At 69.6% G+C, this 16738-nt stretch carries 14 protein-coding genes; 6 read left to right on the forward strand and 8 right to left on the reverse strand.

Annotation, left to right across the window (positions count from 1 at the left end; translation table 11 throughout):
• Positions 1-24: 24 nt before the first annotated feature.
• A complete protein-coding gene (locus tag ACFYRH_RS37300; RefSeq protein WP_387784939.1) occupies positions 25-1071 on the reverse strand; it encodes a LacI family DNA-binding transcriptional regulator in 1047 nt (348 codons plus the stop codon).
• Positions 1072-1234: 163 nt separating this feature from the next.
• Between ACFYRH_RS37300 and ACFYRH_RS37305 the strand changes: the two genes are divergently transcribed.
• The 3 genes from ACFYRH_RS37305 to ACFYRH_RS37315 are packed head-to-tail and all read left to right on the forward strand — an operon-like array spanning position 1235 to position 4701.
• Positions 1235-3589, forward strand: a complete 2355-nt coding sequence (locus tag ACFYRH_RS37305; RefSeq protein ID WP_387784941.1) for a hypothetical protein — start codon at positions 1235-1237, stop codon at positions 3587-3589.
• Positions 3590-3620: 31 nt separating this feature from the next.
• Positions 3621-4496 carry an alpha/beta fold hydrolase gene (locus ACFYRH_RS37310; protein WP_387784943.1) on the forward strand — a complete coding sequence of 292 codons (876 nt, stop codon included), beginning with the start codon at positions 3621-3623 and terminating at the stop codon, positions 4494-4496.
• 43 nt (positions 4497-4539) lie between these two features.
• Entirely contained in the window at positions 4540-4701 is a 162-nt protein-coding gene (locus ACFYRH_RS37315; protein ID WP_387784944.1) for a hypothetical protein, read from the forward strand.
• Between the two features lie 15 nt (positions 4702-4716).
• Here the strand turns inward: ACFYRH_RS37315 and ACFYRH_RS37320 are convergent, their stop codons facing one another.
• From ACFYRH_RS37320 to ACFYRH_RS37335, 4 genes are all read right to left on the reverse strand, one after another.
• Positions 4717-6552: an AMP-dependent synthetase/ligase gene (locus ACFYRH_RS37320; protein ID WP_387784945.1), complete on the reverse strand. Its 1836-nt coding sequence runs from the start codon at positions 6550-6552 to the stop codon at positions 4717-4719.
• Positions 6553-6687: 135 nt separating this feature from the next.
• A complete protein-coding gene (locus tag ACFYRH_RS37325; protein ID WP_387784947.1) occupies positions 6688-9381 on the reverse strand; it encodes a BTAD domain-containing putative transcriptional regulator in 2694 nt (897 codons plus the stop codon).
• A 68-nt stretch (positions 9382-9449) separates the two neighbouring features.
• Positions 9450-10475: an aspartate-semialdehyde dehydrogenase gene (locus ACFYRH_RS37330; protein ID WP_387784949.1), complete on the reverse strand. Its 1026-nt coding sequence runs from the start codon at positions 10473-10475 to the stop codon at positions 9450-9452.
• A gap of 174 nt (positions 10476-10649) precedes the next feature.
• A complete protein-coding gene (locus ACFYRH_RS37335; RefSeq protein ID WP_387784951.1) occupies positions 10650-10835 on the reverse strand; it encodes a tautomerase family protein in 186 nt (61 codons plus the stop codon).
• 281 nt (positions 10836-11116) lie between these two features.
• Here ACFYRH_RS37335 and kduI point away from each other — a divergent pair, with 281 nt between their 5' ends.
• From kduI to ACFYRH_RS37350, 3 genes are read left to right on the forward strand one after another with little or no spacing between them, the layout of a single operon-like run.
• Positions 11117-11941, forward strand: coding sequence for a 5-dehydro-4-deoxy-D-glucuronate isomerase (gene kduI / locus ACFYRH_RS37340; protein WP_387784953.1), 825 nt, complete (start codon positions 11117-11119; stop codon positions 11939-11941).
• Positions 11938-12693 (forward strand): SDR family oxidoreductase, encoded by a 756-nt coding sequence (locus ACFYRH_RS37345; protein WP_387784955.1) that lies wholly within the window; start codon positions 11938-11940, stop codon positions 12691-12693. The genes kduI and ACFYRH_RS37345 overlap by 4 nt, the downstream gene beginning before the upstream one ends.
• Before the next feature lie 20 nt (positions 12694-12713).
• Entirely contained in the window at positions 12714-13469 is a 756-nt protein-coding gene (locus tag ACFYRH_RS37350; RefSeq protein WP_387784957.1) for an IclR family transcriptional regulator, read from the forward strand.
• Here ACFYRH_RS37350 and ACFYRH_RS37355 read toward each other — a convergent pair.
• From ACFYRH_RS37355 to ACFYRH_RS37365, 3 genes are read right to left on the reverse strand one after another with little or no spacing between them, the layout of a single operon-like run.
• On the reverse strand, positions 13434-14690 hold the full coding sequence (locus ACFYRH_RS37355) for an MFS transporter (protein ID WP_387784959.1): 1257 nt from the start codon (positions 14688-14690) through the stop codon (positions 13434-13436). The two genes, ACFYRH_RS37350 and ACFYRH_RS37355, sit on opposite strands and share 36 nt — an antisense overlap.
• The gene (locus ACFYRH_RS37360; protein ID WP_387784960.1) at positions 14687-15313 is read right to left on the reverse strand and encodes an MOSC domain-containing protein; all 627 of its coding nucleotides are present in this window, start codon (positions 15311-15313) and stop codon (positions 14687-14689) included. Before ACFYRH_RS37360 ends, ACFYRH_RS37355 begins: the two co-directional genes overlap by 4 nt.
• A gap of 41 nt (positions 15314-15354) precedes the next feature.
• Positions 15355-16737 carry an MFS transporter gene (locus ACFYRH_RS37365; protein ID WP_387784962.1) on the reverse strand — a complete coding sequence of 461 codons (1383 nt, stop codon included), beginning with the start codon at positions 16735-16737 and terminating at the stop codon, positions 15355-15357.
• Position 16738 lies beyond the last annotated feature (1 nt).

Here is a 16738-nt window from a genome sequence, read left to right on the forward strand (position 1 = left end):
TCCTGATCACGGCCCGGCCCGCCATCACGCTTCCGCCGTCCGCGCGACGATCGTGTCACCAGGCTCGACGTCAGCGACCAGGAACCGCTGGGTGTCCAGACCGGGCCACTCCTGCGGATCGGTCGTGATCAGCAACTGCAGAAGCTCGAGCGCTTCGGCCGCCAACTGCTCCCGGGGAACGTGGAAACCGGCCAGCCGGCGCCCGTCGATGCGGTGGCCACGCACCTCACCGAGCGCGGCCACCGAGATCTCCTCCGGTACGGCGACCTCCGCGGCCGTCAGCGCATGCACGACATCCTCGGTGAGGAACGCGTCCTCCGCGAGGATCAGCGTGGCACCGGTCGCGCGGGCCAGCCGCGGCAGCTCGGCAATCCGCTCCTCACCGACCAGCAGGAAGGCCAGGCGGCCGTCGGCAGAGGCCGCCTCGACGGCGCCGCGACGGTCGCGGGCAGTCGGACTGTCCCGGCCGCGATGCACGTACAGCGCCTGCTGATGCCCAGCAGCCGCTGCCTGATCGATGAGAGCGGTGGTCGGAGTGACGTAGTCGATCGCGACATACGGCACCGCGGCGGCCGTCTCGTCCCGGCGGCCGATCGCGACGAACGGGAACTGCTCGGCGACCAGACGCTCCAGCTCGGACGCGACCATCTGCTGACCGAGCAGGACGCAGCCGTCGGTCAGCCGCAGCCGGGTCTTGCGGTGGAAGAGACTCCGGGTGCCCTCCTCGACCGGGGAGGAGGTGAAGAAGAGCAGGTCCCAGCCGATCCGCTCGGCGGCACGCTCGATCCCGTTCAGCAGCGGGCCGTAGAAGTCCATACTCTCGGGCGACAGCGCAGCCTCGTAGGTGAAGACACCGATGATCTCGTTGTCCAGGCCGGCCAGCCGGCGCGCGGCGGGATCAGCGACGTATGTCAGCTTCTCGATGGCCTGCTTGACCCGCGCCCGGGTCGCGTCCGGGATCCGCACGTTCGTGCCGTCGCGGTCGTTCAGCACCACCGACACGGTGGTCTGGCTGACGCCGGCGAGCTCGGCGATCTCGCGCTGGGTGACCCGGCGAGGTTTCGGTGCCATCGTTCCTCCGTGGTGATAATGCCTATCTTCAACGATTGCCGGAGACCTTAGTACAGTCAACCTCGTTAACGCAATGAGCTCTTGACGCCCGAGGTTGGCTCTGACAACGTTCCGCTCATCCCGCTGAAGATAGGCATTATCAACTCGGACGAGGAGCACGCCGATGACACTCCCCCACCCCGACGGCCCCCGGCTCGGCAGGCGCGGCTTCCTCGGCGCGGCGCTGGCCGCGGGCGTCGTCCTGGCCGCCGAGGCGACCCCGATCGGCGCGTTCGCCGCGGCCGGTGAGGTCACGCTGACCGCCGGTGGTCTCAGCCTGCTGGCCGGGCCTGGCGGCCGGCTGGCGATCCGTGACGCCGGCGGCGTCACCCGATCGGCCGGTTCGAAGTTCCAGGTCAAGGACAGCGTCACCGGCACCCACCTGTCGACCGGCGGTACGCCGACGCTGAGCGCACTCGCGGACGGGACGCCGGCGATCCGGATGGACTACACGTTCGACGCCGCGGCCGGCGCGACGACCGTCACCGGCTGGTTCAGCGTCAGCACCAACCACGCGCGGCTGGAGTGGCGAATCACCGGAGCCGGCACACTCGTTCCGGACGGGTTCCTGTTCAGCCGCGCGATCCAGGCGCCGACCGCGCCCGACGACTACATCCCGGTCACCGAATGGGTCCGCGACGCGGGCGGTGGCATCCCGTACGAGGACACTGCCGGCGTCGCGCACACGTCCACGTGGGGCAGCCTGCACGGTCTGTTCCTGCTGGAACGGTCGAGGCAGTCCTGGACCAACGCGACCTGGGTGCACGCCCCCGGCGTACCGGAACCGAGCGGTGGCTGGATCAGCGAGGCCGACTTCTACTTCTCGGGCACGCGTCCGTCGGCCACTGCCACGATCGGCCGGGGCCAGGAGCTCGGCCTCGAACTCAGCACCGACCGGGATTTCAATCTGTACGAGTCAGCCGGCGAGACGATGCGGCTGACCGCGTTGGTGGCGAACGGCGGTGCGGCGAAGACGGTGCAACTCGAGGCAGTGCTGCGGAGCTTCGACGGCGTACAACTCGCCGCTTCGACAGTCACGGGCAGCGTCGGGGCAGGCGGCACGTGGCAGTACACCTTCGACCTGACGGCCCCGCAGAGTGGGATCGCGCTGGCCGAGGTCACCGCTCGATCTGGAGCTGACGAGGCCTTCGCGCGCACCAATCTCGCCGTACTCCCGCCGTACGGCTACCAGGCCGGTGCCGAGAGCATGTTCGGCATCGCGAACTACCCGTGGTTGCAACGCCCGAGCGCTGGTGCCGTGCTGGATCTGTGGCAGCGGGTCGGCATCAGCCTGGTCCGGATCGCGTACGACGGTGGTCCGGGGCTGCCGCCCGCCGACTTCGACGCCCGCGGGATGCGCCACAACGTCGAGCTGCAGCCGTCGCTCGACGCAACCGCGGCGGAGGCAGCCGCTTGGGCCGCGGACAAGCTCGCGGTGGCGGCGACCGCCGGGGCCGGGTACTTCGAGGTGGGCAACGAACTGAACCGGCCGTTCAACACCGGCACCGCGGCGCAGGCCTACCTCGACAAGGCGCTGCGACCGGTGTTCGACCGCAGGGCCGCCACCGGCGATACCGTCAAACTGATGAACAACGGATTGGCCGGGATGGACAGGCCGTGGGTCGAGAACTTCATCGCGGCCGGCGGCTGGGACCTGATCGACGCCTTCGCCTACCACCCGGGGCGTGGCAACTTCACCCCTGACTACGTACCGCCGGGCGACGACTGGACCACCGACGGGGCCGGCACGTACTGGAACTTCTACGGCGGTCTGCAGCAGCTCAAGGCCCTGATGGCCGTGCACGGCGAGAAGGAGATCTGGCTGACCGAAGCGTACGCGCCGACCAAGCCGAACAGCTGGTGGCACGATACGTATCGGCATGCGGCCGAGAACGTCGTACTCACGCTGGCACTGGCCAAGGCGGAGGGCGTGAAGTGCGTCTGCTGGTATCAGTTCCACGACAGTGTGCTGGGCATGCCGCAGGTCGCCGATCCGGACAACGTCGAGTACCACTACGGGCTGATGAACCGGGACCTCAGCCCGAAGCCCTCGCTGCTCGCGTACGCGACCGCCGCTCGGGTGTTCGACCAGGCAACCTTCAGGGGCCGGCTGACGTTCGCTGACCCACTCACTTTCGGCCTCTGGTTCGACACACCGGCCGGTCCGCAGATCGTGCTGTGGAACCGGGCCGACGGGTACCTGCTGAACACCGACGGTCCGCGCACCGACTGGCACTTCCCGGCGCCCGAGGCCTGGGTCGATCCGTGGCCGACGAAGACCGCGATCACGGTCGCCGCGGGTGCCGCCGTACAAGAGCTGGATGTGGTGGGGCAGGTCCGCGAACTGCCGGTTGCCAACGGCACCGTGACGCTCACTCTCGACGGCGCGCCGCGGATCTACTCCGGTCTGATCCCCCACCCGACCGGCCAGGGCACCCAAACGCTGGCAGGCTGCCGCCCTGCCCGGCGCCGCGGATGAATCCGAGACGGGGCGGCGTATCCTCGCACGCATGCTGAGCGACGGAGTGCGGACGGTTTCCCTTGGTGGGGTGGAGCACTGGGTGCGGGTGGCCGGGGCCGGGAACGGCGGGGTGCCGTTGGTGTTGTTGCACGGTGGGCCGGGTGAGAGCTCGTACTCGATCGAGCAGTCCGTTGGTGACGCGATGGCGAAGGCCGCGACGGTGGTGTTCTACGACCAGCGTGGGTGCGGCCGGTCCGCGCGGCCGACGGACACGGGGACGTACACGATGCCGCAGCTCGTCGCGGACCTCGAGGAGTTACGAACGGCATTGGGCCTGGAGCGGATCGTCCCGTGGGGCGTGTCGTTCGGGTGCCTGCTCGCCGCGGAGTACGCCGTTGCTCATCGCAACCAGGTCGATCGGCTGATCCTGCACGCGCCGCCGATCGTCGATCCGCTCCACCCCGGCCTGTGGACGATGCGCCCGGGTGCCGTCGACCCGTTCCTCACGACGGCTGAGCGGGTCGCCCTGCGTGGTCAGTTGGACGAGCTCACCGACCCGATCGAGCGGACGATCGCCGCCATCGGCGCGATCGCGCAGAGCGAGAACGCCGCGCAGTTCTTCTACTACGACCCGGCGAACATCCCGGCCGCCCTCGACGACGCGCCGGAGTCGAACCTCGAGGTGGCGATGGCACTGGTCGGCAAGGAACGCCGCGGCCTTGCCGACGACCTCGCCGCCGCGGATCTCCCCACCCTGATCCTCGCCGGCCTCTGGGACCGCCACATCGGCTTCGACATCCCCCGCGACCTGGCCGCCCGCCTCCCCCGCGCGGAACTCGAGATCTTCCCGCGCGCCGCCCACTCCATCGACGAGGAACAACCCGCGGAGTACGTCGCCGCGGTCCACGCCTTCCTGGGCCGGTAGACGATGCGCGACCTTCAGGAGACCGTCGGCGAGTACCCCGGTCGTGGACTCGAACGGCTGGCCCGAGTCGGTCGCTGTCTCGCTGTCGTTCGCGGCCATCAGCCAGGCGTTGTGGGACGACCTCGCGCCGACCCTCCGCGTCGCGATCGTGACAGTCCGGCTCGACGAGGACACCTTCGCGAACGCGGATGTCCGGTCGCGGTGAGTGGTGTCGGTCGGGCTACTCGTACATCTTGTCGAGTACGTCGGCGTACTGCGTCTCGACGTACTTGCGTTTGAGTTTGAGGCTCGGGGTCATCTCGCCGGACTCGATGGTGAGGTCGCGGTCGAGGATGGTGAACTTCTTGATCGTCTCCCAGCGGTTCAGGCCGGCGTTGAGCTCGTCGACGTACCCCTGGACCATCGCGCGCGCGGCGTCGGAGGTGACGATCTCCGCGTAGGGCCTGCCGGCCAGGCCGTTGGCGGCCGCCCAGCCCTCGATCGCGTCCGGGTCCAGCGTGACGAGGGCGGAGACGAAGTTGCGCAGGTTGCCGTGCACGATGAACTGGCTCGCGTACGGGCAGATCGTCTTGAAACGGCCCTCGATCACCTGCGGCGCGACGTACTTGCCGCCGGAGGTCTTGAACAGGTCCTTCTTCCGGTCGGTGATGAAGAGGAACTCGTCCTCGAAGTGCCCGATGTCGCCGGTGTGGAACCACCCGTCGGCGTCCAGCACCTCGGCGGTCTGCTCCGGCTGGTTGTGGTACCCGCTCATCACACCGTCGCCCTTGATCAGGATCTCCCCGTCCTCGGCGATCTTGAACTGGGTGCCGGGGAAGGCCGGACCGACACTGCCGAGCCGGTAGTGCGTCGGCCGGTTGAGCGTCGACCCCGCCGCCGTCTCGGACAACCCGTACCCCTCGAGGATCAGCAACCCGGCCGCGTGGAACCACTCGGCCAGCGTCTTGTCCAGCGCCGCCGACCCGGACACGAAGAACCGGATCCGCCCGCCGAACCGCGCCCGGATCTTCGACAGCACCAGCCGATCCGCCGCCGCGAACTGCGCACCCAGCAAGCCACTCGGCTCCCGGCCCTGCTGCCGTACCGCGGACACCTTCGCGCCCACGCCGAACGCCCAGTCGAACAGTCGCGCCTTCGCCCCGCCCTCGGACTGGATCATCGTCCGGATCCGCGCGTGCGCCTTCTCGAAGATCCGCGGTGCGGCCGCCATGAAGGTCGGCTGGACGACCGCCGCGTTGTCGACGATCTTGTCGATCCGCCCGTCGACCGCGGTCGCGAACCCGATCTGGAACTGGACCGCGAGCAGCACCTGCCCGAACACGTGCGACAACGGCAACCAGAGGAACTGCAGGTCGTCGGGCGACAGCACCCGCATGCCTTCGACGGCGGCGCCCTCGTACGTCCACACCGGGTGCGGCAACCGCACGCCCTTCGGGCGTCCCGTCGTACCGGAGGTGTAGATCAGCGTGCAGAGATCGTCCGGCTTGATCGCGGCCAGGCGGTCGTCGACCGCGGCCTCGTGCTCGGCCAGATACGTGTCGCCCAGGATGTCGAGGTCGCCGAGCCCGATCACCCAGTCGCCGTCGCTCTCCTCCGGCAGCCCGTCGATCAGCACGACCTTGCGCAGCGACGGCGTCTCGGACCGGTGCGCGCGGAGCTTGTCCACCTGCTCGGCGTCCTCGGCGAACACCACCTGTACGTCGGCATCCGCGACGATGAACGCCACGTCGGACGAGATCGTCGACGGGTAGATCGTGGTGGTCGCGGCAGCCGCGAGGACGACCGCCAGGTAGCACTCGATCCACTCGATCCGGGTACCGGCCGCGATCGCGACCCGCTGCTCGGGTTCGACCCCGAGCGCGATCAGTCCCGCGGCGCGCCGCCGGGTCAGTTCCTCGGTCTCCCGCCAGGTCACCGACTTCCACTGCTCCCCGCGCGGGAACCGGAACGCCTCCCGCGCAGGCGTCGCCGCCACCCGGTCCAGGAACATCTGGGCCATGGTGTCCTTGCGGTTGCTGAGGAGCGCGAGCTGGCCGGAATCGGCGACAGACTTCATAACTGGCCTCCATCGGGGGTCAAGTGACTGGAGGGTAATCGCTGGCGCACGGTCCTGACCATGGCACTCGCTTACCCAGCTGCACCTTCTCCATTACGTTTCCGCAACATGCGCGCACGGTCGGTGTCCCATGTCTCACTGTCCGTCCAGCGCACGACGGGCCACCTCGGCGTCGGGATGGTCCAACTCGTCAAGGATCTCGAGCGCCGCTGCCCAACTGTCACGCGCCGCTTCGGCCTGTCCGGCCCGCTCCTGCGTCTCGGCCAGTGACATCAGGCAGTCCGCCGTATCGCCGCGCCGGCCGAGACCGCGCATGATGTCGGCCGCGGCCGCATAGCTGGCGATCGCCTCCTCGAGACGTCCCAGTCCGGCGAGCGCATAGCCGGCGGTGTCGCTGACGACGCCGCGCCCGAAGTCGGAGTCCTGCTCCGAGTACAGTTTCAACGCCTGCTGCGCATAATCCAGGCCCGTCTGGTACTCGCCCAGCTTCGCGTGGTACCAGCCGAGGTTGTTCAGCGCGTTCGCCCGCGCCGAGCCGTGCCCTGTGCGCTCGTAGATGCGCAACGCTCGCGAGGTCTTCTCGATCGCCTGCCGGTGATCACCGGTCCGGGTCAGCACCCTGGCCAGACTGAGCGAGCCGTGTGCGATCGCCGCCTCGTCGCCGATCTCCTCCGCGATCCCGAGCGCGAGCTCGTGCTGCCGGATCGCCTCGTCCCACTCGCGTAACGCCATGTGCCCCCGCGCGAGGTCGCGTCGCGTCTGCGCCTGCTTCGACAGGTCGCCGATCCGCACCGCCGCCTCGAGCGCGAGCCGCTGCGACTGCATGTACCCGGACCGCCCGCGGAAATCGAGATAGTCCGCGATCGTCCACACATAAAGCCACAGCAGTACGTCGTCCCGCCCAGCGGCCGCCCGCAGTACGGCGAGACTGTTCGCCTGCTCGGCATCGAACCAGGCGAACGCCTCGTCCCGCGTCGTCGGCGCGGCGAGATCGACCCCGTCAGTACGCTCCGGCAACTCCACCGGCACCCGCCCGGGCGCCAGCAACATCGCCGCCGCATGACCGGTGTGGACCAGGTACCCGAGCAACCGCTCGAAGGCCGCGCCCGCCTCCTCGGCCGCACACAGCTCCTGCCCGTAGGCGCGCAGCAGATCGTGCAGAACCCAACAGTCCGGTGCGATCTCGATCAACTGGTGATTCGCCACCAGGACCGTGATCATCCGGCGAGCCTCAGGCAGCGGTACGCCGGCCAGCGCGGCCGCCGCTCCGAGGGTGATCTCCGCGCCGGGGTGCTGTGACAGCAGGCGGAACATCCGCGCGAGTTCCGGCCGCAACTGCCGATACGACCAGGAGAAGATCGTCCGGACGTCGACACCGTCGCTGGTCGCGAGCGCGTCGAGCGGACCGTCGCCGAGCGCTGTGACGAAGGACTGCAGCGAACGCCGCGGCCGGAGCGCGATCTGCGCGGCGAGCAGGGAGAGCGCCAGCGGCAACCCGGCGCAGCGTTCGACGAGGGCCTCGATACTCGCCGGGTCCGAGTCGCAGCGCTCCGCGCCGATTCTTGCCATCAGCAACTGCTTCGACTGCGCCGCATCGAGGACGTCGAGCCGGACGGGTTCGGCCTGCTCGGTGGCGACCAGACCGGCGAGCTCGTTGCGGCTGGTGACGACTGTGCAGCACCGGACCCCGGTGGTCGCGAGCGGGCGGACCTGCTCGACGGTGCGCGCGTTGTCGAGGACGACCAGCACGGATCGGTCGGCGAGCACACTGCGGTACAGCGCGATCTGTTCGTCGACGGTGGACGGTAGTCGTTCGGGCGGGGTGCCGAGTGCACCGAGGAAGCGGGTCAGGACGGCGTGCGGATCGGCGGTCTCCGCCGCGGGCGAGAAGCCGAGCAGGTCGGCGTACAGGATGCCGTCGGGGAAGCGGTCCGCGACGCGTCGGGCCCAGTGCAGCGCGAGGGAGGTCTTGCCGACGCCGGCCGGGCCGATGAGGAGGGCCAGACTCGCGGTCGGTAGCAGTTCGTCGAGGCGGCGCAGGTGTTCGGTCCGGCCGGTGAAGGAGCGGACGCCGGACGGCAGTTGCCGGGGTACGACGCCTGCCTCGGTGTCGGCGGCGGTGAGGAGCTCCGCGTGCAGGCGCTGGAGTTCACGACCGGGGTCGGCGCCCAGGAGATCACGCAAGCGGTCGGCGACGACGCCGTACGTCGACAACGCGAGCGCCGGGCGACCGGAGGCTCGGTGGGCGCGGATGAGCTGTGCCCAGAAGCGTTCTCGGGTCGGGTGGCGCTCGGTGAGCTCGGTGAGTTCGGGAACGAGTTCGCTGGACTCGCCGACGGCCAGGCGCGCGTCGAAGGACAACTCACGAGCCTGGAGGTGCTCCTCGTCGAGGCGCGGGATCACCTCGCGGGTAAGCGTGGTGTCGAGCCCTGCGAGCGGTTGACCTCGCCAGAGGGCCAGCGCGCGGGTCAGCGGCTCGATCCGAGCAGCCGGTTCGTCGAGGTCGGTCGCGCGCCGGACGAGCGACCGGAACACCTCGAGATCGACCTGCGCCGGATCGACATGCAACGAATAGCCGCCGGAGTCGGTCCGGATGACCGTGCGCTCGGTGTCGCCGAGGGCGGTCCGCAGGCGGGAGACGTAGATCTGCAGCGCCGCCCGCGGGTTGCTCGGCAGGTCGTCGGCAGCCCAGATCAGGTCGACCAGTTCGTCGATCCACACGGTCCGATTGACCCGCAGGACGAGCGCGGCCAGCAAGACGACGGCCCGATGCGACGGCAGCGGTACGACGTCACCGTCGGCGGACCGCACCTCCACAGCCCCCAACACCCGAAACTCCAGCCCGGCCACCTCCCTCGCCAGAGCGCATCACACTACCGGCAAGGCAGGCCGGGAGGTCAGCGGTTTGCGAGGAGTTCGGCGATCTGGACCGCGTTCAGCGCGGCGCCCTTGCGGAGGTTGTCGTTGGATACGAACAGCACCAGGCCGCGGTTGCCCGGGACCGACTGGTCCTGGCGGATCCGGCCGACGTACGACGGGTCCTGGCCGGCCGCGAGCAGCGGGGTCGGGAGGTCCGTGACGGCGACCCCCGGCGCGGAGCCGAGGATCTCGGTGGCCTGTTCGGGGGTGATGTCCTCGGCGAACTCCGCGTGGATGCTCAGCGAGTGGCCGGTGAAGACCGGGACGCGGACGCAGGTACCGGCCACCGGCAGGTCCGGGATGTGCAGGATCTTCCGGCTCTCGTTCCGCAGCTTCTGCTCCTCGTCGGTCTCACCGGTGCCGTCGGCAACGATCGAGCCGGCCAGTGCGAGCACGTTGAAGGCGATCGGCCCGGCGTACACCTTGGGCTCGGGGAGGGTGATGCCGTCGGTCCCCCGGGCGAGCTTGCCGCCCACCGGGGCCAGCTCGCGCGCCTGGTCCTCGAGCTCGCTCACGCCGACGCCGCCGGAACCCGAGACGGCCTGGTACGTCGAGACCACCAGCCGGGTCAGCGTGGCCGCCCGGTGCAGCGGGGCGAGGACCGGCATCGCGGCCATCGTGGTGCAGTTCGGGTTGGCGACGATGCCCTTCGGGATCGTGTCGAGATCCTCGGGGTTCACCTCGGAGACGACCAGCGGTACGTCGGGGTCCATCCGCCAGCCGGACGAGTTGTCGACGACGACCGCGCCGGCCGCGGCGACCTTCGGGGCGAGCTCCTTGGAGGCCGTCTTCCCGTTGGAGAACAGCGCCAGCTCGAGCCCGGAGAAGTCAGCCGTCGCGGAGTCCTCGACGACGATCTCCCGGTCCCCGAACGGCAGCTTCGTTCCCGCGGAGCGCGCCGAGGCGAAGAACCGTACCTCGTCGACCGGGAAGGAGCGCTCGACGAGCAACTCCCGCATGACCCCACCGACCTGACCCGTGGCACCGAAAACACCTACTCGCATGCGCCCGAGGGTAGTGGGTGGGCACGCCCGGTGCCCGCAAGTTTCAGGGAGCGGACCGCCAGCACTCACCAATGGGCCCCGACCGAGCTGTCGCACGCTCAGGATCGCCCGACGGGCGGGTTTGATGAGTGCTGGAGATCCGGCTCCTCCGGCGGGAACTGCCGGCGGCGCGGGTCAGGCGTCGGCGACGAGGGTGCCGCCGTTGGCCACGTCGGTGGTCTCGATCTCGGTGAAGACGATCCGGACGGCTTCGCGCTTGGCGCCGAGGATGGCGATCGCTGACTCGGTGACGGCGGCGACGAACTCGCGGCGCTGGTCGAGGGTCCGGCCGGAGAGGAGTTCGACGGTGATGTTCGGCATGAGGCGGTTCTCCTGTGGTAGTCGGTTCCGTGACGTGGGACAGTGTTTCATCCGCGGCCGGTGTCGCGGCCGACGTTTCAACTGACGGCCGCAGCCCATCGCGTGCTCCCGCCGGCGTTCAGCGAGTCGACCAGCTCATCGACGTCGTCCTCCCAGAGGCGTGGGGGTGAGTGCTTGAGAGGTTCCATTGAACAGAACGAGGTGTCAAGAAACGGAACTGGAACCTTCGCCGGATGTGTTCTCGCGTTGACAGCGTGTTCTGCTGAGTAGAACCTAGTTCCGTGACTCTGCAGATCAGGCATGCCACCCATCCCGAGCAGCTGCCCGGCCTCGACACCGCCGCGCTGCGCCGCCACTACCTGGTGGACGACCTCTTCGTCCCGGACACCATCACCGCGGTGCTCACCCACCACGACCGGATCGTGCTCGCCGGCGCCCGCCCGGTGAACGGCCCGCTGACGCTGGACACCTACCCCGAGCTGCGCAGCGAGTACTTCCTCGAGCGCCGCGAGGCCGGCATCGTCAACGTCGGCGGACCCGGCACGGTCACGGCCGACGGCACGAAGTACGAACTCACCACGGGAGCCTGCCTGTACGTCGGACGCGGTGTTCGCGAGGTCGTTTTCGAGGGTCCTGAGTCGGCGTTCTACCTGTTCTCGGCGCCCGCGCACACGACGTACCCGACGGCGCAGGTCAACCCGGGTGAGGGCAACCGGCTCGAGCTCGGCGACCAAAGGACCGCGAACCGGCGGACCATCGACCAGTTCATCCACGCGGACGGAGTGCAGAGCTGTCAGGTCGTGCTCGGGGTCACCACGCTGCACGCGGGCAGCACCTGGAACACCATGCCCGCCCACACCCACGATCGCCGCACCGAGTGCTATCTGTACTTCGGCCTCCCGGAGACCGAGCGCATCGTGCACCTGCTCGGCGAGCCCGAGGAGACGCGGCACCTGATCGTCGCGGACCGGCAGGCGATCATCTCCCCCAGCTGGTCGATCCACTCCGGCTGCGGTACGTCGTCGTACAGCTTCGTCTGGGCGATGGCCGGCGAGAACCAGGCGTTCGGCGACATGGACGGTGTCGACGTACAGGATCTGCGGTGACGTCCTTCAGCCTCGAAGGACGCACGGCACTGGTCACCGGACCCCGGCGCGGCATCGGCGCGGCGATCGCGGCGGGGTACGCCGCGGCCGGTGCCGAGCTGATCCTGATGGCCCGGGACGCGGCGCTCGACGACACGCTCGAAGCGATCAAGCGGAACGGGGGCGGCGACGTGACGGTGGTGATCGCCGACTTCGCCGATCCGGCCGCGGTCGGGGCGGCGGCCACCGAGCTCGTGCGGTCCCGGCGGATCGACATCCTGGTCAACAACGCCGGCACGATCCGGCGCGCGCCCGCGGCAGAGACGACGACCGCGGACTGGCAGCACGTCGTCGACGTGAACCTCAACTCGACGTGGGCGGTGACCCAACCGGTCGGCGCCGCGATGGCGGAGCGCGGTTCCGGGAAGATCGTCACGATCGCGTCGCTGCTCAGCTTCCAGGGCGGGATCAACGTCCCCGCTTACACTGCGAGCAAGCATGCGGTGGCGGGACTGACCCGGGCGCTGGCCAACGAGTGGGGCCCTGCCGGTGTGCAGGTGAACGCGATCGCGCCCGGATACATCAGCACCGACAACACCACCGAACTGCGCGCGGACCCGGTCCGCGAGGCCGCGATCCGGCAGCGGATCCCGGCCGGCCGCTGGGGGCGCGCCGAGGATGTGGTCGGCGCGGCGGTCTTCCTGGCGTCGACGGCGGCGGACTACGTGAACGGGCATGTGCTGGCGGTCGACGGTGGCTGGCTGGCGAGATAAGGAGTGGCAGGATGTCCGACATGAGTTCGCCCTCGGCCATCGACAAGACGTTGATGGTGTTGGACGCCGTACTGGAGCATTCGCGGTTCACCGACGTGGTGAACGCGACCGGCCTGGCCAAGTCGACCGTGCACCGGATCATGGCGTCGCTGGTCGAGCACGAGTTCGTCACCCAGGCCGAGGACGGGTCGTACCACCCAGGCCCGAAGGCGCTGCGGCTGGCTGGTCACGCGCTCACCAACGTCGACCTCGCCACGGTCGCGCGCCCGGTGCTCGCGGACCTGGTCGCCCAGACCCGCTGCACGGTGCACGTCGGTCTGCTGAACGGTGACGAGGCGATCTACGTCGCACGTCTCGACGGCCCCAAGCCGTACCGGATGCCGTCACGGGTCGGTAAGGCCATCTGGTTGCATTGCACGGGCATCGGCAAGGCGCTGCTCGCGGAGAAGGACGAAGAGGCCCTCGACGTCCACATCACCCGGACCGGCCTGCCTGCCCGTACGCCGCTCACACATACGACGGCCGCCGCGCTCAAGACCGATCTCGCGCAGGTCCGTGCCCGTGGGTACGCGCTCGACGACGAGGAGAACGAGCCCGGCATCCGCTGTGTCGCCGCGGTCATCCACGACCACACCGGCGCGGCGATCGCCGCCGTCAGTATCTCCACGTTGTCGCTCGAGCAGTCGATCGCGCAGGTCGCGCTGATGGCGCCGGCCGCGATCGAGGCGGCCCGCAAGATCTCAGCTGCTCTGGGCTACCGCGAGCCGGTCGGCTGACCGAGCCGCCGCCCAGCGCACGACCGGGACGAACAGGAGGCCGATCACCGCGAACCAGACGCCGAGGATGATCCACCCGGGAACGCCGAGCCCGAGCGGCAGGAGGGCGAGGACGGTCGGCGCGAGCATGGTGCTGATCGACATGCTGGTGTTCCACACGCCCTGGTACTGACCCTGCGCATGATCCGCGGCCAGGTCGAAGCTCAGCAGGAACGAGCCCGACGACTGCAGGAGCTCACCGATCACCTGGACGAACGCCCCCACCGCGAGCAGCCCGATGGCGATCGCCGCGTTGCCCCAGGTGGCGCCGGCCATCAAGACCATTGCGGCGAGCAACAACAACCCCGCCGTCCGCGTGGCGCGCGCCGCCGTCGCCGGGTCGGCGATGCCGCGGGACGAGCGGACCTGGAAGAGCGAGACGACCACGGTGTTGATGATCAGCAACAGCGCGACCGTCCAGCGCGGGGCGTCGGTGTGGTCGACGACCCAGAGCGGGATCGCCACGTCGAGGACGGCGTAGTGGATGCTCATCCCCGCATTGAGCGCCGCCACCGCGAGGTACCCGCGATCGCGCAGCGCGACCCAGACCGGTCCCTCGTCGTCGTGCGGCTGCGGCGCCACCCGCGGGATCGCCAGGACGACGAACGCCGCGATGCTGCTCAGCAGCGCGTCGAGCACGAACATCGAGCGGTACGCCGTACCGGTGTCGAAATGCAGCGCGAACGCACCGACGGCCGCGCCGACCGTGATGCCGATGTTCGTGATCGCCCGGAGATAGGCCCGCGCCGCGACCCGGCCCGCACCGGTCGTGAGGGCCGCGATCAGCGCGGCCCGGACCGCACCCGCGCCGCGGTCGATCATCGTCAGCACGATGCTCACGACGAGGAACTGCCAGAAGTTCTGCACGAACAGGTAGACCAGCGACAGGGCGCACACCGTCAGGCTCAGGACGACGAACAGGCCCCGCGGCCCGCGCCGGTCCGCCAAATGGCCGAGCGGCACCGCGGACAGCAGCCCGAACAGACCGGCGATGGTCAGACCGAGCCCGACCTGGGCGATCGACAGTCCGACGATGCGGTTGAAGTACAAGACGCTGACCGTCATCAGCAGGCCGTTGCCGATCCGGCTCAGCAGGGTCGCCAGGGCAAGCGGGCGCAACGGTCCCGGGGCCGGCAGAATCCCCTTGCCGGCAGGGGCCTGCGCCGGTGCGGGCGCGCTCACCCGCGCGCCACGACGCGCTGCGCGATCTCGCGGAGCTCCTCCATCAGGTCGACCTCCGAGTCGAGCATCCGTTGCAGTTTGACCGGGTCCTGCGCACCGAACATCTCCGCGATCGTCACCTCGTGATCGGGGCGGCTGACGATCTCGATCGGGTCGCCGGCGCCGATCGCTCCCGCCCGGAGCACCTTCAGGTAGGCGCCGGGGCGGCCGGCCTGGTGGAAGCGCTTGACCCAGCGCGGTTCCTGCATGCGGTGCTGGAACGTGATGCACGGGATGCGCGGCGCACGCACCATCACCTCGACCTCGTCGCCGATCCGCCAGACCTCACCGAGCAACGCGCCGTTCAGGTCGAGTCCTTCGGTCCGGAGGTTCTCGCCGAACAGTCCGGTCGGGATGTCACGGCCGAGCTCGCTGGACCACCAGCTCGCGTCCTCGTCGGCGTACGCGTAGAGAGCCTGGTCGGGGCCGCCGTGGTTCTCGGTGTCGCAGACCCGGTCACCGGCGAGTCCGAGTTCGCCGACCTGGACGCGGCCGGGCCGCGGACGCTTGTCGATGGAGGTGAACCCCGTCTCCTTCGGGCCCGGGATCAGCTCCTCCACCACATTGACCGTCAGCAACCGCATAGCGGCATCCTCTCCCCGCGCACCCCGGCGGTTCCACCGGTTTATCGGTGCTTGAGCGGCAGTATGGCGATGATCACCAGGGTCATGGCCGTCGCCACCACGCCGATCCAGGCCGCAGCGGCGTACCCGGACTCGCTGGGAAAGACGCCGGTCGTGTGCGCGGCGAGGATCAGGCCGCCGAGGGCGCTTCCGGTGGAGAAGCCGACGCTGCGGACGACCGCGTTCACACTCATCGCGCTGGCGGTCTCGGCGGCCGGCGTCACCGCGAGGATGACGGCGGGCATCGCGGCGGAGAACGCACCGACGCCGAAGCCCAGAACACCGATCGCGATAATTGGTAGCACCAAGGGTGAGCGGGCGACCGCGAAGAGTACGAACGCGGCGAGCACCACCGCTGTACTTGCCCCGAGCAACAACCGCGCGCCGAGCCGTTCGCGCCAGGCCGGGACGAGTCGGCCGGCGACGAAGCCGAGCACCGAGAACGGAACCAGGACGAGCCCCGACTCGAAGGTGTTCAGACCGAAGCCGTATCCGGCGGTCGCGGGCGTCTGCACGTAGCGGGTGATCAGGCTGAACAGCAGGTACATGCCGACGCCACCGGTCAGCATCACCAGGTTGGCCGCCGCAACGGCCGGGTGCTTGAGGAGGCGTACGTCGACCAGCGGCTGTTCGGTGTGCGCCTCCAGGTAGATCCAGCCGATGAGGACCAGGACGGCGGCCGCGAGGATCGTGATCGCGAGCGGAGCCTGGTGGCGCCAGAGGCTGGTTTCGCCGATGACGAGGAGGAGCGACGGGAGAGCGATCGCGAGCAGGACGGCGCCGCGGAGGTCCAGACGGGTCGACGGGCGGTCCGGCGCGTGCGGGAGGGCGAAGACGGCGGCGAGGAAGGCGGCCATGGTGATGGCGAGGCCGAATCCGTAGGCAGCGCGGACACCGGCCAGATCCGTGAGCAGGCCGGACAGCGGGTACCCGATCCCGATGCCGGCGGTCGACGCGACCGACAGCAAGGCGATCGTCCGCGCCGCGCGCTGCTCGTCGAGGTGATCCCGCGCGACCGCCATCATCAGCACAACGAGGCCGATCCCCATCCCCTGCAGCGCCCGGCCGACGAGCAGCAGCGCGAATGGCAACGGAAGCACGGTCAGCAGACTGCCGACGACCTCCACACCCAGCATCACGAGTACGACGGTCCGCCGGCGCGGGCCCGATCCGAGCCGGCCGAGTACCGGCGTCGCCACGGCACCCGCGAGGAGCGCGATCGTGAGCGTCCACTGCGAGGCGGCGAGCGAGACGTCGTACGCCTCGGCGACCGCGGTGATGAGCGGGGCGCCGAGGCTCCCGATGACCGCGGTGATCAACCCGACGAAGACCAGGAACCCGACGAGCAGGCGGGGCGACCGGACGGCGTTCCTTTCCTTACTCACC

This window comes from Kribbella sp. NPDC004875 (assembly GCF_042873375.1).
GTDB lineage: Bacteria > Actinomycetota > Actinomycetes > Propionibacteriales > Kribbellaceae > Kribbella.

Coding starts and splice junctions, on each gene's coding strand:
- ACFYRH_RS37300 (WP_387784939.1), bottom strand. CDS start 1,071: ATGGCACCGAAACCTCGCCGGGTCACCCAGCGCGAGATCGCCGAGCTC.
- ACFYRH_RS37305 (WP_387784941.1), top strand. CDS start 1,235: ATGACACTCCCCCACCCCGACGGCCCCCGGCTCGGCAGGCGCGGCTTC.
- ACFYRH_RS37310 (WP_387784943.1), top strand. CDS start 3,621: ATGCTGAGCGACGGAGTGCGGACGGTTTCCCTTGGTGGGGTGGAGCAC.
- ACFYRH_RS37320 (WP_387784945.1), bottom strand. CDS start 6,552: ATGAAGTCTGTCGCCGATTCCGGCCAGCTCGCGCTCCTCAGCAACCGC.
- ACFYRH_RS37330 (WP_387784949.1), bottom strand. CDS start 10,475: ATGCGAGTAGGTGTTTTCGGTGCCACGGGTCAGGTCGGTGGGGTCATG.
- ACFYRH_RS37335 (WP_387784951.1), bottom strand. CDS start 10,835: ATGCCGAACATCACCGTCGAACTCCTCTCCGGCCGGACCCTCGACCAG.
- ACFYRH_RS37350 (WP_387784957.1), top strand. CDS start 12,714: ATGAGTTCGCCCTCGGCCATCGACAAGACGTTGATGGTGTTGGACGCC.
- ACFYRH_RS37360 (WP_387784960.1), bottom strand. CDS start 15,313: ATGCGGTTGCTGACGGTCAATGTGGTGGAGGAGCTGATCCCGGGCCCG.